The sequence below is a fragment of the Aeromonas sp. ASNIH2 genome (genome assembly GCF_002934795.1).
In the GTDB taxonomy this organism is placed as follows: Bacteria; Pseudomonadota; Gammaproteobacteria; order Enterobacterales; family Aeromonadaceae; genus Aeromonas; species Aeromonas caviae.
In genome coordinates, this window is the sequence record NZ_CP026406.1 from 1,062,131 (window position 1) to 1,083,581 (window position 21,451).

Below are 21,451 nucleotides of genomic sequence, written 5' to 3' on the forward strand. Positions count from 1 at the left end.
CAACTCCTCAGGCATCGGCAAGGCGGGCACGCCTGCGGGCCTCTTCCTGCTCCACCAGTTCCAGCATCCAGTCGCGAAAAGCCACTATCTTGCCCTGATCGGACTGCTGCTCCTGACACACCAGATAGAAAGCGTTCTTGCTCACCAGCACCTGTTCGAACGGGCAGATGAGACGACCCGCCTCGATCTCCGGCTGGGCCAGCACGCTGTGGCCGAGCGCCACCCCCTGACCGTGGATCGCCGCCTGGATCACCATGGTGGAGTGGCTGAAGATGGGCCCCTGATTGACATTGGGGGCGTCGATGTCGAGCTGGCGGAACCAGGCCTTCCAGTCGCGCCGGGAGGTGTCGTGCAGCAGGGTGTGACGGGTCAGATCGTCCGGGGTGCGCAGGGGCTTGGGGCCGGTCAGCAACAGGGGCGAGCAGACCGGGATCAGGTACTCGGTGTGCAGTTTGTCCGAACGAAGACCCGGCCAGTTGCCGCGGCCGTAGTAGATGGCCACGTCCACGTCGTCGGTCAGCGACCCCTCGTCCATGTCCACCGCCTTGATCCGCACATCGATGTCCGGGTGGCGTTCGCTGAACTTGACCAGGCGGGGCACCAGCCACTGGATGGCGAAGCTCGGCTGCAGGGAGACGGTGAGCGCCCCCTTGGCGCTGCGGGCCAGCAGCTTGTCGGTCGCCTCGGAGATGGAGGCAAAGATGTCCTTGATGTCGAGGAAGTAGCTCTGCCCCTCCTCGGTCAGCAGCAGGGAGCGATTCTTGCGGCGAAACAGCTTGATGCCGAGATACTCCTCCAGCGCCTTGATCTGGTGGCTGATGGCTGCCTGGGTCACGAACAGCTCTTCTGCTGCGCGGGTAAAGCTCAAGTGACGAGCCGCGGCTTCAAACGCTTTGAGTGCATTGAGCGGAGGTAAACGACGAGACATGGAATCGGCCGACGATGAATTTTTCTAATGGGGCGCATTATAAATTGTCGGTTGCGGGTCGACCAGTGAATAAACATAATTCGCCACGCAATTCGTTGTCATATGGCTCACACCTTCTCTTCCATGTTGGTTTACATGTGGTTTTTGTGAGTGAGTCGACAGTGATTGTGGTGTTGTGTTTCTTCCTCTGCGGGAAGAAGGGCTAAATCAGGTCGATTTAACCCAGTCTGTCATCTGAATGTGTTTGGCGCCTCCGGTTGGATGGCGCCTTTTTTCTTATCCTCCCCTACACCCGGAACTGGCCCACCAGTTGCTGCTGCTTGTCCGCCAGTTGCGACAGCTCGCGCCCGTTGTCAGCGGAGGTCGCCGCTTCCGCCCGAATGGTATGGCTCACATCGCGAATGTTGCTGACGTTGCGATTGATCTCGTCCGCCACGCCGCTCTGCTCCTGCGCGGCCCTCGCGATCTGCTCATTCATCTGGTGGATGGTGCCGACCGCCTGGATGATCTGCTCCAGCACGCTGACCGACTGCTCCACCTTGGTGAGGGTCAGATCCGCCTGGTGATGACTGGTCAGGATCGCCTTCACCACCGCCTCCGTCCCCGACTGCAACTGGCCGATGAGGTTCTGGATCTCGACGATGGCGTTCTGGGTTCGGCCCGCCAGGTTGCGCACCTCGTCGGCGACCACCGCAAAACCGCGCCCCTGCTCACCGGCTCGGGCCGCCTCGATGGCCGCGTTCAGAGCCAGCAGGTTGGTCTGCTCGGCAATCCCCTGGATCACCACCAGGATGTCGTTGATGTTGTCGCTGTTGGCAGAGAGGTGCTCCACCACTGGTTTGGCATCGCTTATCACCGTCATCAGTCTGGACATGGCCTCCTGGGTCTGCGCCACCACGGACTTGCCCTCCTGGGCCGCCGTGTCGGCCTCATCGGCCGCCGCCACCGCCGCATTGGCATTGCCGGCGACCTGCAGGGCGGTAGCGCTCAACTCTTCAAACGCGGTCGCCACCAGATCCACCTCCTGATACTGGGACTGCATGCCGGCGCTGGTACGGGCTGCTCCTTGCGCCGCCAGGGCCGCACTGGCCCGAGTGCCCGCAACGGTGTCGATCACCTGGCTGATGGTGGATTGCAGCTTGTCCAGGAACTTGTTGAACCACTTGGCCAGCTCGCCAATCTCGTCATCCCTGCGCAGATCGATGCGCTGGGTGAGATCCCCCTCCCCGCTGGCGATGTCCTTGAGGCGTGCCACCACGGCGCGGATGGGCGCCACGATGCGCTGGGCCATCAGCCAGATGCAGAGCAGGGCGAGCGCCGAAATCCCGCCACCTATGGTGAGCTGGGTGGCCACGCTGCGCTGGGCCTGATCCTCAAGCTCCCCTTGCAGTTGCAGGGCCGAGGCGAGCACCACGGCGCGGGGCAGCTCGATATAGGTGCCCCACTTGCGATCCGTACCGCGCATGCTGACCGGCACGAAGGTCTGCAACAGAGCGCCATCCGGGCTCCAGCGCGTCACCACATCTCCCTTGGTCAGCCACCCCTTGAGATCCTGCGCCAGCCCTTGCTGCTCCAGCAGATTGCCAAGGGCGACCGGGAACCCTTCCACGCCGGCCACCCGCCCTTCACTGCTGAGCAGAAGCACCTTGGCCTGCCCCTTGTAGAGGGTCCGGCCCATCTCTTCCACCAGGCTCTGCAGGGTCCCCAGGGAGATGTCAACCCCCACCATGCCAAGCAGGGAACCCTGGTCCAGCAACGGCACGGTCACCGAGGTCATCAACACCTGCTGGGTCCCCACCTCGTCCACATAGGGTTCGAGCAGACAGAGCGCCTTGCTGCGGATGCTGCAACTGTACCAGTCGTTCTCAAGGCCGCCGTGTCCGGAGGGCTTGTCGTTGGCCAGTATCGCCTCGTCCATCACCTCCAGACTGACCTTGCCGTCGACCCTGGCCCAATAGCTGGAAAAACGCCCCTTGTCGTTGGCCCCGAGCGCCGTCGACCCCTGATAGTTGTCATCCTCCCCGTCGAGCTGGTTGGGTTCGAATACCGCATAGACACCGAGCAGGTTCGCTGACGACTCCGCCGCATCCTGCAACTGCTGGTTGACGGCATTGCGCAGCGCCTCGGAGTGAACGAAGTTGTCGGCCGCGTTCTTGCGCTGGAACAAGATACCCTCGGCAAGCAGGGTCGCCCTGAAGTAAGCCTCATCGAGGTAGCTGGTCACCCGGGCTGCCTGGGTCGCTCCCATGGCCTGCATCCAGTTTTCTGCCGCGTGCTGCCCCTCCAGGGTGGTGGAGGTGAGCACCTGCTCCTGCATGCGGGCCGCGTTGAAAAGAGAAGAAGCCACCAGCGCGACGGCACTGGCCAGCAGACAGCAACCGGCGATCAGGGTGATCCGTCCCTGAACAGAAAGAGAACTCATGCCACTATTTCCTAACGTCTACAGATGTGAACACTATATCGGTTTTGGATACAAAAACTTAACTAAATCAGCAGAAATCCAGGCTTAATTGATTGATTTCACCCGCTCCGGGCAAACCAACGACCAGACCGAGCAGGCGAATGGGCTTTCCTTGAGCCCGTTGCAGTCCCTCGTGCAGCAGATCGTGGAAGCGGGCCGCCTGATAACTCCCCTTGCGATAAACGGTGGTCTGGTGAAAATCGGCAAACTTCAGCTTGATCCCCTGCCCCATCAGCATCTCCGCAGAGCAGGCCTTGGCAAAACGCTGCTCCAGCTCGGGAATGAGCCGGCTAAGCACCTGCCAGCAGGCGTCCTCGTCCAGCACGTCGCTGGCGAGCGTCGTCTCCACACCGATGCTCTTGCGCATCCGCCTAGCCTGCACCGGCTGATCGTCATGCCCCCAGATGCGGCCGGCCAGCATCTCCCCGAGCTTGCCGAAACGGGCGATCAGCTCCTCGTTGCCGAGCTGGCGGGCATCTTCGCACGAATACAGCCCGAGGGACTCCAGCCGCTCTGCCGTCTTGCGGCCGATGCCGGGCAGCTTGCCAAGAGGGAGCTGGCGCACGAACTCGTCCACCTCCTGGGGGCGGATGACGAACAGGCCGTCAGGCTTGCGCTGCTCGGAGGCGAGCTTGGCCAGAAACTTGTTCGGCGCCACACCGGCCGAGGCAGTCAACCCAAGCTCGGCGCTGATGGCGGCACGGATCTCCGCCGCCATCAGGGTGGCGCTGCCACCGCAGCGGGGACTCTGGGTCACGTCGAGATAGGCTTCATCGAGGGAGAGCGGCTCCACCTGCTCGGTGTAGCGCAGGAAGATGGCGCGCAACTGGCGCGAAGTTTCTTTGTAGACGGCCATCCGCCCGGGGATCAGCACCAATGGCGGACAGAGCTTTCTGGCCAGGGCGCTCGGCATGGCAGAGCGCACCCCGAAGCGGCGCGCCACGTAGTTGCAGGTGGAGATGACTCCGCGTCGGTCAGCAGCGCCACCGATGGCGAGCGGCACCTCCCTGAGGGCCGGGTTGTCCCGCATCTCCACCGCGGCGAAGAAGCAGTCCATGTCGATGTGAATGATCTTGCGCATGGCCGTGTCTGTTGCTGTGTCGACAGCCTCCCGAACAGATCATAGGGATAGACCCTGGGCATCCGGCGAGGAGGCGTGTCGAACGACAAAAATACTGTATGGATAATCAGTTGAACGTTCCATGCTACCCCAAGCCTGTCATTTCTGCCAGTCTGCGCGCGGGCGCGGCGGCATAGACTCTCAAGGCCACATCCACACCAAACTCAAGGAGGAGAAGCATGAGCATCATCCGGGCGGGGCTCTGCCTGCTGCTGTTGCCGCTAGCGACCATGGCCAAGGATCACCCGACAGCCGAATGCAGCTGGCTGTACAAGCGCATCGAGATACTGGAAACCGCCATCAGGCAGGGGGATGAACTGGGCACTAGGGAAGAGCTGGCAAAGCGAAAGAAAGAGTTCAAGGCAAAGGCATGCAGCCAATATGACTACTGACCCCATGCCACATATAAAAACGAGCCGACCCAGGGGTCGGCTCGTTTCGTTGCAAGGCTGCCTTCAGAGCGATATCCGCCGTTAGATGATGCGGTTGTCCACCAGCATCTTGCGACGGGCCTCTTCCTTGGCCATCTTCTTCTTGCGGTTGTCACAAGGCTCGGGGCAGTCGCACTCCTTCTCGATCCCGATGGAACCCAGGCCGCCACAGGAGCCGGAGATGGACTTGCGCTGGAAAATGTAGCCGATGGCCATGGCCACCACGACCATCAGAAACACCCCGAAGGTGATCAGAAAGATCTGCATGTAGTTACCCCTTACTTCTTGACCAGATATGGTTTGAAGGCATCCGAATAGGCCTCTTCGAACCCGTCATCCGTCTTGGTGATGGTGAAGATGGCCAGCCCCCGTTCCTTGGCATAGGCCAGGCTCTTCTCCGGCCCCATGACCATGAACACGGTCGCCAACCCGTCTGCAGTCATGCAGGAGGGGTGGATGACGGTCACCGACACCAGGCGGTGCTGGATGGGCTTGCCCGTCAGCGGATCCATGGTGTGGGAGAAGCGCTTGCCGTCCAGCTCGTAATAGTTGCGGTACTCGCCCGAGGTGGCCACCCCGTTGTCACCGGGCAGGATCACCTCCTGTACGGAACCGGCATTGACGGTCGGCTTCTCGATGGCGACACGCCAGGGATGCCCCTTGCCGTTGACACCATTGATGCGCAGCTCGCCGCCGATCTCCACCAGATAGTTGCGCGCCCCCTGGGACTCCAGGTACTCGGCCACCTTGTCCACGCCAAACCCCTTGGCAATGGCGGAGAGATCCACGTAGAGGTCCGGGATGTCCTTTTGCAGGGTATCGGCATCGGCAGAGGTTATCACATGCAGATTGCCAAGGCCCGTCTTCTGCCGGGTCTGGGCGATCAGCTCGTCGGACGGCACCTTGGTCGGTCTGGCATCCGGCCCAAAGCCCCACAGATTGACCAGAGGCCCGACGGTGACGTCCAGCGCCCCGCGGCTCTCGCGGCCAATGTGAATGGCCTCGGTCACCACCCGCGCGGTATCGCGGGAAACCACCACAGGGGTATTGCTCTTGTGCTGGTTGAAGCGTGACAGCTCGGAATCCGGGCGATAGGTCGACATCTGATCGTTGACCCGCTCCAGCAAGACGTCGACCTCGGCTTGCAGCCTGGCGGCATCCTGAACAGCGCTATCTGCCACCTTGATGGAGTAGTAGGTACCCATGGTGCTGCCGGTGATGTGGATCTCCGGCTTCGATTGGACCGTTTCCTGACCGCACCCAGTCAAGAAAAAGGCTAGCCCGAAGGCTAGCCAGGTCTTTACAACGCTGTGCATGGATTAACCACCGAAGTCATCCAGCAGGATGTTCTCGTCTTCAACACCGAGGTTTTTCAGCATGTTGATGACGGCGGCGTTCATCACGGGAGGCCCGCACATGTAGAACTCGCAATCCTCAGGCGCCTCGTGGTTCTTGAGGTAGTTCTCGAACAACACGTTGTGGATGAAGCCGGTGTAGCCATCCCAGTTGTCTTCCGGTTGCGGATCGGACAGGGCGACGTGCCACTGGAAGTTGTCGTTCTCGGCCTGCAGCATGTCGAAGTCTTCTACATAGAACATCTCGCGCTTGGAACGGGCACCGTACCAGAAGCTCATCTTGCGCTTGGTCTTCAGACGGCGCAGCTGGTCGAAGATGTGGGAGCGCATCGGCGCCATACCCGCACCACCACCGACGAACACCATTTCGGCGTCGGTGTCCTTGGCGAAGAACTCGCCGAACGGACCGGAGATGGTCACCTTGTCACCGGCCTTCAGGCTGAAGATGTAGGAAGACATCTGGCCGGGAGGGGCAGTCCAGTTGCTGGGCGGCGGAGTTGCGATCCGCACGTTCAGCATGATGATGCCGAACTCTTCCGGATAGTTCGCCATGGAGTAGGCACGGATGATCGGCTCGTTGACCTTGGACTCCAGCTCGAAGATCTTGAAGCGATCCCAGTCACCACGATACTCCTCGGGAATATCGAAGTTCTTGTACTGCACGTGGTGGGCAGGCGCTTCGATCTGGATATAACCACCGGCACGGAACGGCACGCTCTCGCCATCGGGGATCTGCAGCTTGAGCTCCTTGATGAAGGTGGCCTTGTTGTCATTGGAGATGACGGTACAGTCCCACTTCTTCACGCCGAAGATCTCTTCCGGCAGCTCGATGTCCATGTCGGAACGGACGGTGACCTGGCAGGCCAGACGCTCGCCATGACGGGCTTCGCCCTTGCTGATGTGATCCAGCTCGGTCGGCAGGATGTCGCCGCCGCCGGATTTCACACGCACCTTGCACTGACCACAGGAGCCGCCGCCGCCACAGGCGGAGGAGACGAAGATACCACTGCCGGCGAGCACGCCAAGCAGCTTGCCACCCGCCGGGCTGGTCACAGCCTTGGCCGGGTCGCCGTTGATGCTGATTGTCACGTCACCGGCGGTCACCAGCTTGGACTTGGCGAACAGAATGACTGCCACCAAGGCCAGCAGGATCACGGTGAACATGACCACACCCAGAATAATTTCCATCTATATTTCCTTTCCGATTACAGGGAAATACCAGAGAAGGACATGAAGCCCAGCGCCATCAGACCCGCGGTGATGAAGGTGATGCCGAGGCCGCGCAGGCCTTCCGGAACATCGGAATATTTCATCTTCTCGCGGATCCCTGCCATCGCGACGATAGCCAGCATCCAGCCTGCACCCGAACCCACGCCATAGACCACGGACTCAACGAAGTTGTAGTCACGCTGCACCATGAAGGAGACGCCGCCGAAGATGGCGCAGTTCACGGTGATGAGCGGCAGGAAGATACCGAGGGCGTTGTAGAGGGCCGGGAAGTACTTGTCCAGCGCCATCTCCAGGATCTGCACCAGGGCCGCGATCACCCCGATGAAGGTGATGAAGCTCAGGAAGCTCAGATCCAGACCGGATACCAGGGCACCGTCTTTGAGCACGTAGTTGTAGATCAGGTTGTTGGCCGGGACGGCAACGGTCTGAACCACGATAACGGCAATCCCCAGACCCATGGCGGTCTTGACCTTCTTGGACACCGCCAGGAAGGTACACATCCCCAGGAAGAAGGAGAGCGCCAGGTTCTCGATGAAGATCGAGCGAATCAACAGACTGATATAGTGTTCCATACCTTAATCCTTCGCCTCCACCTGCTTGGGATCCTTGGTGCGCACGCCCCAGATGATCAGACCAATGATGAAGAAAGCACTCGGCGGCAGCAGCAGCAGGCCGTTGGGCACATACCAGCCACCATTGTTCACCAGCGGCAGCAGCTCGATGCCGAACCAGGTGCCGGAACCCAGGATCTCGCGCACGGTGGCCACGGTCAGCAGCACGGCGCCATAACCCAGACCGTTGCCGATACCGTCCAGGAAGGAGGGCAGCGGGGCACTCTTCATGGCGTAGGCTTCGGCACGACCCATCACGATACAGTTGGTGATGATGAGGCCGACGAACACCGACAGTTGCTTGGAGATGTCATAGGCATACGCCTTGAGCACCTGGTCAACCACGATAACCAGCGAGGCAATCACCGCCATCTGGGCGATGATCCGCACGCTGTTCGGGATCTGGTTGCGGATCAGGGAGATGAACAGGTTGGAGAAGGCGGTGACCGCAGTAACGGCCAGCGTCATCACGAACGCCGTCTTCATCTGGCTGGTAACGGCCAGCGCGGAACAGACACCCAGCACCTGCAGTGCGATGGGGTTGTTGCCGAGCACAGGCGTCAACAGCAACTTTTTCATTTCGCTCTTGTCAGCCATTGTTGATTTCTCCTGCACGTACTTTGGCCAGGAAGGGACCGAAGCCCTTGGGGCCCATCCAGAAGTCGAAGGTGTGCTGTACACCATTACCGGTCAGGGTTGCACCAGACAGGCCGTCGACTTCATGCTCGGAACCAGCCGGAGCATGGCCCTTGATCACCCGCAGCGCAGGCTGGCCGTTCTGGTCGAACAGCTTCTTGCCGACGAACAGCTCGCGCCAGGCCGGATTCTCGATCTCGCCACCCAGACCCGGGGTTTCACCGTGGTCATAGTAGGTGATGCCCTTGATGGTCTGACCGTCGGCCGCGACTGCTACGAAGGCGTACATGGTGGACCACAGACCCTGGCCGTAGATCGGCAGGATGATGTTGTCGACCTTGCCTTCGGCATCTTTGGCGAAGAACACCGGGATCAGTTTGGAGATTTGACGCAGGCCGGCCTTGTCGTCGGCCGGGGCCAGACGGATGCTCTTGGCCGGGTCCTTGGCGGCAACCTTGGTGTCGAAGTTGTCGGCATCGCCGTCAACGAACTCACCAGTGGTCAGATCCACCAGACGCGCTTCAATCTTGTCGCCATAGAGCTGGGCCAGGTCACGCTTGGCCACGGCGCTGATGTCGACGCCGGCGACGGACAGGATGTTGCTTTGCTTGTCCAGCGCCTTGTTTTCCAGCTGGGCCGGACGCAGACCCACGGCGGCCACGGAGACCACGATGGAGCAGACCAGACACAGACCGGTCACTACGGCGAGAGTGCCGGTAGTAGAGTCTTTATTAAACGCCACGTGCGATCCTCCGCTTGATGTTCGCCTGTGCCACGAAATGGTCAAACAAGGGGGCAAACAGGTTGGCGAACAGAATGGCCAGCATCATGCCTTCCGGGAATGCAGGGTTCACTACCCGGATCAGCACCACCATCACGCCGATCAGGGCGCCATACCACCACTTGCCCTTGTTGGTGAAGGCAGCGGAAACGGGGTCGGTCGCCATGAAGGCCATGCCGAACGCGAAGCCACCCAACACCAGGTGCCAGTGCCACGGCATGCTGAACATGGGGTTGGTATCGGAACCGATGACGTTGAACAGCAGGGAGGTCGCGACCATGCCGACCATGACGCCGGCGATGATGCGCCAGGAGGCGATGCGCATGTAGACGATCATGGCTGCGCCGATGAGGATCATCAGGGTGGAAACTTCACCGATGGAACCGGGCAGGTTGCCAAGGAAGGCATCCATCCAGCTGATGGCTTCACCGGTGGCACCGTTGATCAGCGCCATCTGGCCGCCCTGGGCCCACTGGCTCAGTGCGGTTGCGCCGGAGAAGCCGTCAACGGCAACCCAGACCGCATCACCGGAGATTTGACCCGGGTAGGCGAAGAACAGGAAGGCACGACCCGCCAACGCCGGGTTCAGGAAGTTTTTGCCGGTACCACCGAACACTTCCTTGGCCAGCACCACACCGAAGGTGATACCCAGGGCAGCTTGCCACAGGGGCAGCTCGGGCGGCACGATCAGGGCGAACAGGATGGAGGTCACGAAGAAGCCTTCGTTGATCTCGTGCTTGCGCACCATGGCGAACAACACTTCCCAGAAACCACCGACGATGAAGACGGTGATGTAGATCGGGAAGAAGTGCGCCGCACCGATCAGCATCTTGCTGCCGATGCCGGCGACGGCCGGATCCAGCGAGGCACCGAACAGGGTGGCCAGGGCGTATTGCCAGGAATCGGCACCGGCCGCGCTGCCCATGTGGGCGATGGCGGCGATGGACTGGTTGCCGACGTTGTACATGCCCCAGAACATGGCCGGGAACACGGCCAGCCACACCATGATCATCATGCGCTTCAGATCGATCGCATCACGGACATGGGCGGCATTGCGGGTCACGGAACCCGGGGTATAAAACAGGGTGTACGCCGCTTCGAACAGGGCATAGTACTTGGCGTACTTGCCACCCGGCTCGAAGTGATGTTCCATATTTTCAAGAAGTTGCTTGAAACTCATCGCTTAACCTTCCAGTTCGATCTTGGTCAGGCACTCACGCAAGACGGGGCCGTACTCTGTCTTGCCGGGGCAGACGAAGGTACAGAGCGCCAAATCTTCCTCATCCAGCTCCAGGCAGCCGAGCGCCTGCGCGCTGTCGGTGTCACCGGAGATCAGATCCCGCAGCAGCAGGGTCGGCAGGATGTCGAGCGGCATCACACGCTCATAGTTGCCGATAGGCACCATGGAGCGATCACTACCGTTGGTGGTGGTAGTGAAGTTGATGAGTTTGCCCTTCATCAGGTGGGAGAGGGTGGTACGGGTGATGGAGAACTTGTTGGCACTGGGTTTGACCCAGCCCATGAACTCTTTCTCACGGCCTTCGCCCAGCACGCTCACCTGGTTGTGGAAGCGACCCAGGTAGTCATGGACCCCTTCGGCCTTGGCACCGCTCAGCAGGGAACCGGAGATGATGCGGTTTTCGTCCGCACGCAGCTCGTTGTTGGTCAGCTGGCTGAGGCTGGCACCCAGACGGGTACGCAGCAGACGCGGCTTGATGACGTTCGGGCCAGCCAGGGAGATCACCTTGTCGGTAAAGATCTGGCCGGTGGTGAACAGCTTGCCGTAAGCGATCACGTCCTGATAGTTGATGTGCCACTGCACCTTGTTGGCACCGACCGGATCCAGGAAGTGGATGTGGGTGCCCGGCAGACCGGCGGGATGCGGACCGACGAACACGGCTTCCTTGACCTGGGCCAGGGAGGAGTGCGGCAGGCTGGCTTCGCCCTTGCAGACGTGGACGGTACCATCGGTCAGGCGGGTCAGCACGGCCAGACCGTCGAGGAAGGCCTGGGCCTGTTCCTTGATGATCAGCTCCGCACTGGCGGCCAGCGGGTTGGTGTCCATGGCGGTGACGAAGATGGCGCGCGGGGTGGAGCCCACGGCCGGCACCTTGCTGAACGGGCGGGTACGCAGCGCGGTCCATTGGCCTGATGCGACCAGGATCTCCTGCACCTTGCTGCGCTCGAGCTGTGCCAGCTCGGCGGAGGCAAAATGCTCAAAGGTCACCTGCTCGTCGGACCCATCAATGTCGATGACGACGGACTGGAGAACACGCTTGGCACCACGGTTGATCTCAGAAACCACACCGGTGGCAGGGGCCGTGAATTTAACGCCGGGATTCTTCTTATCTTCGAAGAGCTCCTGACCTTTAATGACGCGATCACCTACTTTGACAAACATAGTAGGACGCATCCCCACGAACTCTTCGCCGAGTGTAGCAACACGGGTGATGGCCGGGCCATCGTAGATTACTTGCTCCGGAGCACCCAGCACGGGGATGTCCAGTCCTCTTTTAATTGTAATCATACTCACTTGCACTACCGTTAAGGGAAGACAGGTTGGTTAGCGCCGAGAAATACATCACGACGAGTTGTTGAATGAGCCCGTCAACATCGCGGAAAGCTGTCGAAGAAATAAACAAATCAGCAACATACAGGATCATTCAAAAGCGCCTGAGTTTACCACCTTAGGCGAGTTAGCCGCCACGCCAAATGGGGAAAATCCCCGCCCTATCACAAAATTAACCTTCACTGAATATTTCGCGCACGTCCTTGCAAACCGTGGTTTTAAAGGACTTTTCGCAAAACCAACCATATAGAGGTATTTTTCAGGCGTAAGGAAAAGGATTAGAAAAAATAATGCTACACCCCTCATCCCTGGCGGCACACCATTCGTGATAGCGCTGTTAATGGCCCGAGGAAGGCGCCATCAGAAGGTCCAACGGCTCACGCAAAGGGGGATTTGCTGACGCAACCCGGCGTCTTTGGCGCCTGCTCCCTGGCCTGCCACTCGGATTCGGTATAGGTATGCAGCGCCAATGCATGAATGGCTCCCGCCAGCTCGTCGGCCAGCACCCCGTTCACCTGACGATGGCGACCCAACAAACGCTGTCCCTCAAACGCCTGGCTCACCACGACTACCTTGAAGTGGCTTTCGGAGCCTGGTGCCACCCTGTGCATGTAGCTCTCATTGATCACTTCCAGGTGGCTCGGGGAGAGCGCGGCGGCCAGCTTGGCCTCTATCTGTTGTTGCATGCTCACGGTAAGGACTCCTCGTTGAATATCCGGCCATTGTAGCCAGGGTTGTGCGCCCGATGCATTAGGTACGAAGGATCCGCTCGCTCTCACCGCACCGGACTGGTGAATTTCTCCGCCGCCGCTAGAATAGCGCCACTTTCACCGCTGCCGGGCAACACGGGGCAGACGGTCGCCATTCATCAATCACACGTTGGACTCTTGCCTATGCAAACCCTGCTCGACACGGCCCACTGCCGCCTGACCCTGTATCGTTACCCACGGCAGAGCCAGGACCCCCTGCAGGCCTGGGATGCGGCGGACGAGTATCTGATAAGCCACCTTGCCGAATCGCAGCAGGCACCTGACGGCCCCGTCATCATCATGAACGACGGCTTCGGCGCCCTGGCAGGCTATCTGCATGCCCACGCCCCCGTCTGCGTGACCGACTCCCACATCAGCGAGCGGGCCACCCTGGCCAATCTGGCGGAAAACGGGCTGGATCCCCACGCCATCACCCTGCAGGATGCGCTGGCCCCCCTGCCCGATGCCCCCGCCCTGGTGGTGATCAAGGTCTCCAAGTATCAGGCGCTGCTGGAGCAGCAACTGCTTGCCCTGCGCGGGGTCGTGACCCCTGCGACCCGCATCATTGCTGCCGGCAAGGCCAAGGACATCCACACCTCCACCCTCAAGCTGTTCGAGAAATATCTGGGGGAGACCCGCACCTCGCTCGCCTGGAAGAAGGCGCGCCTCATTCATTGCACCCCGGCCGCCGAGCGCCCGTCCCTGACCAGTCCCTTCCCGACCGTCTGGCCGCTGGAAGGCACCGACATGCTCATCCACAACCATGCCAACGTGTTCTCGCGCACGAGCCTGGATATCGGCGCCCGCTTCATGCTGGACAACCTGCCCATCCACAGTGCCCGCAGAGTGATCGATCTGGGATGTGGCAATGGCGTGCTCGGGCTCTCCCTTCTCGCGCGCGACAGCGAGGTGGAGGTGACCTTCATCGACGAATCCCGGATGGCGGTGGCGTCCGCACGGCTCAACGTCGAGCACAACCTGCCCGATGCCCTGCCCCGTGCCCACTTCATGGTCAACAACTGTCTCGATGACGTTCCCGTCGGGGCAGCGGACAGGATCCTCTGCAATCCCCCCTTCCATCAGTTGCAGGCGATCACCGATCACATCGCCTGGCAGATGTTCAGCGATGCCCACCGGGTGTTGCCTCAGGGGGGCGAACTCTGGATAGTAGGCAACCGTCATCTGGACTATCACAACAAACTCAAGCGCCTGTTTGGCAACGCACAAGTCGTTGCGTCGAACAGCAAATTCGTTATTTTGAAAGCCATCAAACGCTAAAGATAAAGCTAAAGGAAACCCATGATGAAAAAGTCACTCTTGCTGCTGGCCGCTCTGGTATTGGGCGGTTGTGCTACTCACTGGCCCGAGAGCGCCCTGCTCAACCCGCAAGTCATCCCCTCCAACCAGCAGTACTACTCCGGCAACCGCATCACCATGGAAGGGGTGGACAAGCGTGAAGCCGCCTATGTCTTCTCCATCAAGAAGAAAGAGAAGGCTCCTGTGCTGGTGAACAGCAGTCAGCCTCTCAACAGCCTGCTGGCTGAAAAACTGGCGGAAGGGCTGCGCAGCCAGGGCCTGGAAGTGGGCAACAGCGGCACCACCAACCTGACGCTGGCCATCTCCACTGCCGCCGTCACCGTGGAAGAGAAGACCTTCACCTATGTCACCAAGTCCCGCGTCAGCCTGCAGGTGATTGCCGACTTCCAGGGCAGCAAGCTGACCAAGCAGTTCAACATGTCCTCCAGCAAAGAGAGCCCGGGCGAGCCGAGCATGGCCGATCTGGAATCCACCCTGAACCAGCAACTGGGCAGCGTGCTGCAGCAGATCATGGCCGACGAGGCGCTGCGCGGTTATCTCAAGGGCCAGCCGAGCTGAGCGAGGACATATAAATGAAGAAACTCTGGTTACTGGTCACCCTGATCGCCCCCCTGGCTTTTGCCGGTCAAAAAGTCCAGATGGAGACCAACCATGGCACCATCGTCGTGGAGCTGGCCCCCAAACAGGCACCCCAGACCGTGAAGAACTTCCTGCGCTACGTGGCAGACGGCAGCTATGACGGCAGCCTGTTCCACCGGGTGATCCAGAACTTCGTGGTGCAGGGTGGGGGCTACAACCAGCAGTTCCAGCCCCTGCCGACCTTCGATCCCGTGGTCAACGAGTCCAGAGGCGGCCTGCCCAACAAGCGCGGTACCATCGCCATGGCCCGCACCCAGGCGGTCGACAGCGCCACTCGCCAGTTCTATTTCAATCTGGTGGACAACGACAACCTCAACGCCAATGCCGGCGCCGGTTACACCGTGTTCGGCCTGGTCGTGAAGGGGATGGAGGTGCTGGACAAACTGGCCCAGGTCCAGACCGGCTACAGCTCCATCCTGCGTGCCAACGACGTCCCCACCAGCCCCATCATCCTGAAGAAAGTGGTGCTGCTCGCGGACAAATAACGCGGCCCGGATCACATTCCACCGCGTCCCTGAACGGGTCACCGGTCTCTTTTTCTATACTCTGCTCCCCGATGTGTGCCACGCATCGGGGAGCAGAACCAGAAGGAGGAGCCGGTGACCTGTCATGATTACATAACCCAACACGCCGACCCGCTGGCACAGGCGGTTCGCCATTTTCTGGCACGCAAGATTCCCTACCAGCAGCTGGAAGACTTGAGCTGGCAGATCCTCTCCCATTGGCAGGCGCTCTGCGTGATCCCCATGGACAAAACCCCCGCCAACGCACAGGAAGGTGTGTTCTGGCATCTGCTTCACAGCCTGCACCTGTGGGATGAGCAGCGCCTCCTCTGTGATGACGCGCTGCGCCTGCAACTCATGGCCTGCGCCAATTTTCTCGCCGACGAGGGCCCCTGCCCGCACCACTGCATCGGCTCACGTCCCTGAAACCTGCCGCCCGCCACTCGGCTTGCCTTGGCTACGCCTGCCGAACCTGACAAAATGACCCCCTTTTCCCAGAGGAGTCAGGCTGTTGAACAATCTCCGCCCGCCCAGTCACACACCGGGCCGCGCCACCCGCTGGCGAGATGCCCTCGCCGTCTATCTGGAAGCGCGGGTACTCATCCTGTTCGCCATGGGATTCTCCTCCGGCCTGCCCTTGCTGCTGGTCTTTGGCACCCTCTCGTTCTGGCTGCGCGAGGCGGATGTCAGCCTGACCGACATCGGCTACATGAGCTGGGTAGCGCTGGCCTACGGTTTCAAGTGGCTGTGGTCGCCCCTGGTGGATCGGCTGCCCCTGCCCCTGCTGTCACGGCTGCTTGGGCGACGACGCAGCTGGATGCTGTTCTCCCAGGTGCTGATCGCCCTCTCCCTGGTGGGGATGGCCTATTGCGATCCCAAGACCCAGCTCGCCCAGCTGGCCCTCTTCGCTCTGCTGGTGGCCTTCTCCTCTGCCACCCAGGACATCGTCATCGACGCCTATCGCATCGAATCTGCTCCCGAGCGGCTGCAGGCGGCCATGGCCGCTTCCTATATGACGGGGTATCGACTCGCCATGATCATGGCGGGAGCGGGGGCGCTAGCGCTGGCGGCCTGGCTCGGCAGCAACAACGGCTATGACTATCGCGGCTGGCAGCTCACCTATCTGCTGATGGGAGGGCTGATGTCTCTTGGCATCCTCACCACCCTGATGAGTCACGAGCCGCAGATCGATCTCAAGAGTCAGGACGAGCAGCAGATGGCGCGCAAGGCCACCCTGCTGGCACGGGGTTGGCCACCCACGCTGGCCGGGCTGGGGGCCTGGACCTACGAGGCCATCTGGTGTCCCTTCGCCGACTTCTTTCGCCGCTACGGCTCCTCGGCCCTGCTGATCCTCGGGCTTATCGCCTGCTATCGCATCTCGGACGTGGTGATGGGGGTGATGTCCAACAGCTTCTATGTGGATCTGCAGTTCAGCAAGACGGAAGTGGCCACCATCACCAAGGTCTATGGCGTCATCATGACGCTGGTGGGAGCCGCGCTCGGGGGCGTGCTGGTGATGCGCTTTGGCACCCTGCGCATCCTGTTCCTCGGCGCCGTGCTGACCGCCAGCACCAACCTGCTGTTCGCTCTCCTCAACGAAGTGGGCCACAACCTGGAGCTGCTGACTCTGATCATCTCGCTGGACAACCTCAGCGCCGGCATCGCCACGGCTGCGTTTGTGACCTATCTCTCGAGTCTTACCAACGTCGCCTTCTCCGCCACCCAGTACGCCCTGTTCAGCTCCATCATGCTGTTGCTGCCCAAGTTGCTGGCGGGGTTTTCTGGTCGGGTAGTGGAGCAGATCGGCTACAGCCACTTCTTCATCGGCACCAGTCTGCTCGGCATTCCGGTGATGATCCTGATCATCATGGTTGCCAAACGAGGCAGCACCTTGTCACCACAAACGAGCAAATAGCAAGCGTTTGCTAATTTTTGGGGGTGATTAGATTCACAAATCCTGACAAAGTTCCCTGGTGCTTGTTTATCCGTTGAATTTATTTGGCTAGAATCCCTCCCGCTCCTTGTGGGCAGGCTACGGAAAACCTCAACTAACGCACAAGAGACCAATAAAATGGCCAAATTTACCAAGACTCTGATCGCTGCCGGTCTGCTGGCTGCCTCCGCCACTCCGGCCTTCGCTGCCGACTACAGCGGTGACATCCACAAGAACGACTACAAGTGGGTGCAATTCAACGTGATGCACACCATCGACCAGCGCCCCTACATGGGCAGCGACTACAATGACACCTACTTCGAAATGGAATTCGGTGGTCGTTCCGGCCTATTTGACTTGTACGGTTACGTCGACGTCTTCGATATCTTCGACTCCCGTCACAGCGACAAGCACGGTGGCCAGAACATCTTTATGAAGTTCGCTCCGCGTCTGTCCCTGGATGCGCTGACTGGTAAAGACCTGTCCTTTGGTCCGGTTCAAGAGCTGTATATCGCCTCCCTGAACAACGTTGACGACTCCATGATGGAAAACCAAATCGGTCTGGGCGCTGACGTCATGGTTCCGTGGTTCGGCAAGGTCGGTATGAACCTGTACGCACGTCACGCCACCGAGAGCAGCTTCGACACTGAAGAAGGCAAGTGGAACGGTTATCAGTTCTCCATGAACTGGTTCAAACCCTTCTACACCTTCTCCAACGGTTCCTTCCTGTCCTATCAGGGTTACCTGGACTACCTGTTCGGTCGTGACACCTACGACAACGAGAACCAAAACGAGACTGGCGTGGCCACCTTCCACGGCCTGTACTGGCACTCCGACCGCTACGCCGTCGGTTACGGTCTGAAGTACTTCAACGACGTATACGGTCTCAAGAACGGTGCCTTTGGCGGTCTGAACACCACTGGTTTCGGCCACTACTTCTCCGTGACCTACAAGTTCTAATCGAACCTGTCGTCGACGGACGCAAAAAACCGGAGCCATGGCTCCGGTTTTTTTATGGCTTGATGCCGGGAGAAGGGGGAGAGCTTACCCTCCCCGCCCGCCATCAGTCGCGGAAGTTCTGGAACTGCATCGGCTGGCCCAGTTCGGCGCCACGCACCAGGGCCATGGTCTCTTGCAGATCGTCGCGCTTCTTGCCGGTGACCCGCACCTCGTCGCCCTGGATGGCGGCCTGCACCTTGATCTTGGAATCCTTGATGAGCTTCACCAGCTTCTTGGCCACTTCCTTATCGATCCCCTGCTTGAACTTCACGGTCAGGTGGAAACGCTTGCCGGAGTGGACGCTGTCACCCACGTCCATGGAACTGTTCTCGATCTGGCGCTTGAGCAGGGCGCCGCGCAGGATCTCGACCATCTGCTTGAGCTGGAAATCGGCGTCGGCTTCCAGCTTTACTTCTTCCTTGTTCAATTCGAAGCTGGCTTCCACACCACGAAAATCGAAACGGGTCGCCAGTTCACGGTTGGCGTTATCAACGGCGTTCAACACCTCGTTCATTTTGACTTCAGAGACAATATCGAATGACGGCATAGCCGGGCTCCTCATGCTGTACTTCAGGTTGTGCTGACAGGTGGGCAAATCTACCAGAAAACGGGCAAATTTGCTGATTTCGATGGGATTGCTCTGCTAGAATCCCCTGCGCACAGGAATGGTGAGACCCGTTAGAACCCGTCCAGGAGCGGTCGCGAGAGGTCCGACACTCGGTGAAGTGCAGCCCAGGAACCCGTATGGTCATGCATACATGAGGCTCCCTGGCTGCGCATGAGCCTTGAGCACGACCCGGCAGTCAGCTCATGCACCGGTTCCAGGTATTCACCAAGCGACATCTTCCCTTATCCCGGGTTGGCGGTTGACAGGATGGCAGCCCTTCCCATGATCGAGCCTCTTCATGCCAAGCGGATTACGCGACAACAACCTGAAAACACGCCGTCACCCTGTCTCTCCCGAGTGGACCTTGCTGGGCTGCGGCGCCCTGGGCGGCGTCTTCGCCTCCCTGTTGACCCAAAGCGGCCAAGCAACCCGCCTCCTGCTGCGCGAGCGCCATCGTGCCACCTTGCACCCCGGCGTCGACTTTACCTCCCTTGAGGGGCATACCCAGCTCCTGGCCATCGAACGCGCCTTCATCGACAAGCCGGGTAGCATCAAACGCCTGCTGGTCATGACCAAGGCGGGGCAGGTGATATCGGCCCTCACTCCCCTGGTCGGGCAACTGGCGGCAGGGGTGCCCATCGTGCTGCTGCACAACGGCATGGGGATCGCCGATCAGGTGGTCGCACTCTTCCCAGACAACCCGGTGATCGCCGGCGTCACCAGCCATGGCGCCATGCAGAGCGGCCACTTCGTGTTCCGCCACACCGGCAAGGGGGAGACCTGGCTGGGCCCTGTCAACGAAGCGGCCCGTGCCCATGCCCACCTCGCCGACGAGCTGGCCAGCGCCCTGGGTCAGGCCGGCTGGGATGAGCAGATCCTGACACGCCAGTGGCAGAAACTCGCCGTCAACTGCGCCATCAATCCCCTCACCGCGCTCTACAAGCTCAAGAACGGCGAATTGGCTGGTCCGCGTTTTGCCGATGCCCTGCAGCAAATCTGCGTGGAAGTGGCTGACGTCATGCGGGCCGAAGGTCAGCCTACCGGCAGCGAAGAGCTGTTGCGCCGTGTCATGATGGTGGTGGAGCTCACCGCCGACAATTACTCTTCCATGTATCAGGACATGGAACAGGGCCGCGAGACCGAGATCGAAGCCATCACCGGCTTCCTGCTGGGCAAGGCCGCCTTTCACGGTATCGCGGTGCCGGTCAATCAGGGCCTCTATCAGGCCGTCAAAGAGAAGCGCTGAGCAGAGCAGCTGGCAAGCAAGGAGTGCAAGATGAGCGTACTGGTACTGGTGGCCCCCGGGTCGGAAGAGATAGAGACGGTTGCCATCGTCGATACCCTGGTTCGGGGTGGCATCGATGTGGTGCTGGCCTCCTGCTGCCCCACCGGAGCGCGCCAGATCCGCGCCTCTCGCGGGGTGCAACTGGTGGCGGATTGCCATCTCGACGAGCTGACCACCCGTGACTTCGATGCCATGGTCGTGCCGGGCGGTCTGCCCGGCAGCGAAGTGATCCGCGACACCCCCCTCGCCATCGACCTGCTACGGGAGCAGGCAGGCCTCGGCCGCTGGCGCGCCGCCATCTGCGCCGCACCCGCCGTGGTACTGCACCATCACGGCTTGCTGGGGGATGCGAGCACCACCTGCCATCCGGGCTTTCAGGCCCGTCTGCCCGCGACACAATTGAGCACGGCGCGGGTAGTGACCGATGAAGCCCATCGCCTGATCACCAGCCAGGGCCCGGGTACCGCCATCGAGTTCGCCCTCGAGATAGTACGGGTACTGCGAGGTGACGAGGCTGCTCACGCGGTCGCCGGTCCCATGGTGTTGCCCCCTTCGGTGTTGCCATAATCGCACCGATCACTTCTCTGAAAACGGCAGAGCCCCTTTGCCACAGGCAAGGGGGCTCTGTTTTGGAGGCTCAGACGGCATGGAGATGGTCCTCGCCTGACAGGTGGAATATAAAAGTCAGGTCATTGGATGGCCTTTTATATATTTTATATCGACACATCTAATCTGCTCTTTGATCAGACCGACAACTTTTTCAAAATCTTCAGATTTACAATATAAATTATCGCTATGTGAAATCTTAAATGGCGTTGATTCAAACCTTAATGCTTTCTTTCTATTGGAGATGATTAACGTATAGTCCCAATCTTTTTTAAACATGGTTTCATGCTCTGTTACTTCACTTTTAAAATCAGTGAAAAATATCGCAAGGAGTGCCATCCCACCAGCACCGACCAGAGAAAATGGTCCCAATACAGCCACTGCAAATACACAGACCACCACGCCAAGCCAAGCCAAACTACGGACTATCGTATAAGCTACTTCTGGAATAACATCCTGATAAGTGACAATAACGCCTTCTGTTGTAAGACGGTAATGATAGTTTTTATCTGCCATCACTAAATAACGAAAATAAGGGATCATTGCTATAGCAACACCGAATGCTAGATAAGCAAACCCCCAATCAACATCACCTGTAAGTAATACACAACCTACAGCAAATAACGTCATAACTGCAGTGACTAGAAAAATAATACCTGATTACCCATGATTAGCAGTCAGTTACCACGAA

The 21,451-nt window shown here is 59.8% G+C and carries 23 protein-coding genes; 9 read left to right on the forward strand and 14 right to left on the reverse strand.

Annotation, left to right across the window (positions count from 1 at the left end; genetic code table 11):
- Positions 1 to 7 precede the first annotated feature (7 nt).
- The 3 genes from C3F36_RS04845 to dinB all read right to left on the reverse strand — a co-directional run bounded on the left by C3F36_RS04845 (position 8) and on the right by dinB (position 4,470).
- Positions 8 to 928: a transcriptional regulator GcvA gene (locus C3F36_RS04845; RefSeq protein ID WP_029313926.1), complete on the reverse strand. Its 921-nt coding sequence runs from the start codon at positions 926 to 928 to the stop codon at positions 8 to 10.
- A 286-nt stretch (positions 929 to 1,214) separates the two neighbouring features.
- A complete protein-coding gene (locus C3F36_RS04850) occupies positions 1,215 to 3,350 on the reverse strand; it encodes a methyl-accepting chemotaxis protein (RefSeq protein WP_104454596.1) in 2,136 nt (711 codons plus the stop codon).
- A gap of 67 nt (positions 3,351 to 3,417) precedes the next feature.
- Complete coding sequence (gene dinB, locus C3F36_RS04855) at positions 3,418 to 4,470, reverse strand: DNA polymerase IV (protein ID WP_104454597.1); 1,053 nt, start codon at positions 4,468 to 4,470, stop codon at positions 3,418 to 3,420.
- A 218-nt stretch (positions 4,471 to 4,688) separates the two neighbouring features.
- Here dinB and C3F36_RS04860 point away from each other — a divergent pair, with 218 nt between their 5' ends.
- Entirely contained in the window at positions 4,689 to 4,901 is a 213-nt protein-coding gene (locus tag C3F36_RS04860; protein WP_039040708.1) for a hypothetical protein, read from the forward strand.
- 81 nt (positions 4,902 to 4,982) lie between these two features.
- On the opposite strand, the gene nqrM is transcribed toward C3F36_RS04860, so the two are convergent.
- The 9 genes from nqrM to C3F36_RS04905 all read right to left on the reverse strand — a co-directional run bounded on the left by nqrM (position 4,983) and on the right by C3F36_RS04905 (position 12,808).
- Positions 4,983 to 5,207: a (Na+)-NQR maturation NqrM gene (gene nqrM, locus C3F36_RS04865; RefSeq protein WP_010673371.1), complete on the reverse strand. Its 225-nt coding sequence runs from the start codon at positions 5,205 to 5,207 to the stop codon at positions 4,983 to 4,985.
- Positions 5,208 to 5,218: 11 nt separating this feature from the next.
- Positions 5,219 to 6,256: an FAD:protein FMN transferase gene (locus C3F36_RS04870; protein WP_029313924.1), complete on the reverse strand. Its 1,038-nt coding sequence runs from the start codon at positions 6,254 to 6,256 to the stop codon at positions 5,219 to 5,221.
- Between the two features lie 3 nt (positions 6,257 to 6,259).
- Positions 6,260 to 7,483, reverse strand: a complete 1,224-nt coding sequence (nqrF, locus tag C3F36_RS04875) for an NADH:ubiquinone reductase (Na(+)-transporting) subunit F (protein ID WP_010673369.1) — start codon at positions 7,481 to 7,483, stop codon at positions 6,260 to 6,262.
- Between the two features lie 17 nt (positions 7,484 to 7,500).
- Positions 7,501 to 8,097 (reverse strand): NADH:ubiquinone reductase (Na(+)-transporting) subunit E, encoded by a 597-nt coding sequence (gene nqrE, locus C3F36_RS04880; RefSeq protein WP_005303538.1) that lies wholly within the window; start codon positions 8,095 to 8,097, stop codon positions 7,501 to 7,503.
- A 3-nt stretch (positions 8,098 to 8,100) separates the two neighbouring features.
- Positions 8,101 to 8,733 carry an NADH:ubiquinone reductase (Na(+)-transporting) subunit D gene (locus C3F36_RS04885; protein ID WP_005303545.1) on the reverse strand — a complete coding sequence of 211 codons (633 nt, stop codon included), beginning with the start codon at positions 8,731 to 8,733 and terminating at the stop codon, positions 8,101 to 8,103.
- On the reverse strand, positions 8,726 to 9,514 hold the full coding sequence (locus C3F36_RS04890) for a Na(+)-translocating NADH-quinone reductase subunit C (protein ID WP_052816328.1): 789 nt from the start codon (positions 9,512 to 9,514) through the stop codon (positions 8,726 to 8,728). Before C3F36_RS04890 ends, C3F36_RS04885 begins: the two co-directional genes overlap by 8 nt.
- Positions 9,504 to 10,733, reverse strand: a complete 1,230-nt coding sequence (locus tag C3F36_RS04895; RefSeq protein WP_010673367.1) for an NADH:ubiquinone reductase (Na(+)-transporting) subunit B — start codon at positions 10,731 to 10,733, stop codon at positions 9,504 to 9,506. Before C3F36_RS04895 ends, C3F36_RS04890 begins: the two co-directional genes overlap by 11 nt.
- 3 nt (positions 10,734 to 10,736) lie before the next feature.
- Positions 10,737 to 12,080, reverse strand: coding sequence for a Na(+)-translocating NADH-quinone reductase subunit A (locus tag C3F36_RS04900; protein WP_029313920.1), 1,344 nt, complete (start codon positions 12,078 to 12,080; stop codon positions 10,737 to 10,739).
- Positions 12,081 to 12,499: 419 nt separating this feature from the next.
- The gene (locus C3F36_RS04905) at positions 12,500 to 12,808 is read right to left on the reverse strand and encodes a BolA family protein (protein WP_010673364.1); all 309 of its coding nucleotides are present in this window, start codon (positions 12,806 to 12,808) and stop codon (positions 12,500 to 12,502) included.
- A 207-nt stretch (positions 12,809 to 13,015) separates the two neighbouring features.
- Here C3F36_RS04905 and C3F36_RS04910 point away from each other — a divergent pair, with 207 nt between their 5' ends.
- The 6 genes from C3F36_RS04910 (at position 13,016) to C3F36_RS04935 (ending at position 18,223) form a co-directional block, all read left to right on the forward strand.
- On the forward strand, positions 13,016 to 14,149 hold the full coding sequence (locus C3F36_RS04910; protein WP_010673363.1) for a methyltransferase: 1,134 nt from the start codon (positions 13,016 to 13,018) through the stop codon (positions 14,147 to 14,149).
- A 24-nt stretch (positions 14,150 to 14,173) separates the two neighbouring features.
- The gene (locus C3F36_RS04915) at positions 14,174 to 14,746 is read left to right on the forward strand and encodes a YajG family lipoprotein (protein WP_010673362.1); all 573 of its coding nucleotides are present in this window, start codon (positions 14,174 to 14,176) and stop codon (positions 14,744 to 14,746) included.
- Between the two features lie 14 nt (positions 14,747 to 14,760).
- A complete protein-coding gene (locus C3F36_RS04920) occupies positions 14,761 to 15,312 on the forward strand; it encodes a peptidylprolyl isomerase (protein ID WP_104454598.1) in 552 nt (183 codons plus the stop codon).
- 114 nt (positions 15,313 to 15,426) lie between these two features.
- Positions 15,427 to 15,756 carry a hypothetical protein gene (locus C3F36_RS04925; RefSeq protein WP_104454599.1) on the forward strand — a complete coding sequence of 110 codons (330 nt, stop codon included), beginning with the start codon at positions 15,427 to 15,429 and terminating at the stop codon, positions 15,754 to 15,756.
- A gap of 85 nt (positions 15,757 to 15,841) precedes the next feature.
- Positions 15,842 to 17,245 carry an AmpG family muropeptide MFS transporter gene (locus tag C3F36_RS04930; RefSeq protein ID WP_104454600.1) on the forward strand — a complete coding sequence of 468 codons (1,404 nt, stop codon included), beginning with the start codon at positions 15,842 to 15,844 and terminating at the stop codon, positions 17,243 to 17,245.
- A gap of 156 nt (positions 17,246 to 17,401) precedes the next feature.
- Positions 17,402 to 18,223: a nucleoside-specific channel-forming Tsx family protein gene (locus C3F36_RS04935; protein WP_104454601.1), complete on the forward strand. Its 822-nt coding sequence runs from the start codon at positions 17,402 to 17,404 to the stop codon at positions 18,221 to 18,223.
- Positions 18,224 to 18,326: 103 nt separating this feature from the next.
- Here the strand turns inward: C3F36_RS04935 and C3F36_RS04940 are convergent, their stop codons facing one another.
- Complete coding sequence (locus tag C3F36_RS04940) at positions 18,327 to 18,809, reverse strand: YajQ family cyclic di-GMP-binding protein (RefSeq protein ID WP_010673357.1); 483 nt, start codon at positions 18,807 to 18,809, stop codon at positions 18,327 to 18,329.
- Between the two features lie 358 nt (positions 18,810 to 19,167).
- Between C3F36_RS04940 and C3F36_RS04945 the strand changes: the two genes are divergently transcribed.
- Positions 19,168 to 20,115: a ketopantoate reductase family protein gene (locus tag C3F36_RS04945; protein WP_104454602.1), complete on the forward strand. Its 948-nt coding sequence runs from the start codon at positions 19,168 to 19,170 to the stop codon at positions 20,113 to 20,115.
- A gap of 30 nt (positions 20,116 to 20,145) precedes the next feature.
- The gene (locus C3F36_RS04950; protein ID WP_104454603.1) at positions 20,146 to 20,721 is read left to right on the forward strand and encodes a DJ-1 family glyoxalase III; all 576 of its coding nucleotides are present in this window, start codon (positions 20,146 to 20,148) and stop codon (positions 20,719 to 20,721) included.
- Between the two features lie 117 nt (positions 20,722 to 20,838).
- On the opposite strand, the gene C3F36_RS04955 is transcribed toward C3F36_RS04950, so the two are convergent.
- Complete coding sequence (locus tag C3F36_RS04955; protein WP_199769665.1) at positions 20,839 to 21,390, reverse strand: hypothetical protein; 552 nt, start codon at positions 21,388 to 21,390, stop codon at positions 20,839 to 20,841.
- Positions 21,391 to 21,451 lie beyond the last annotated feature (61 nt).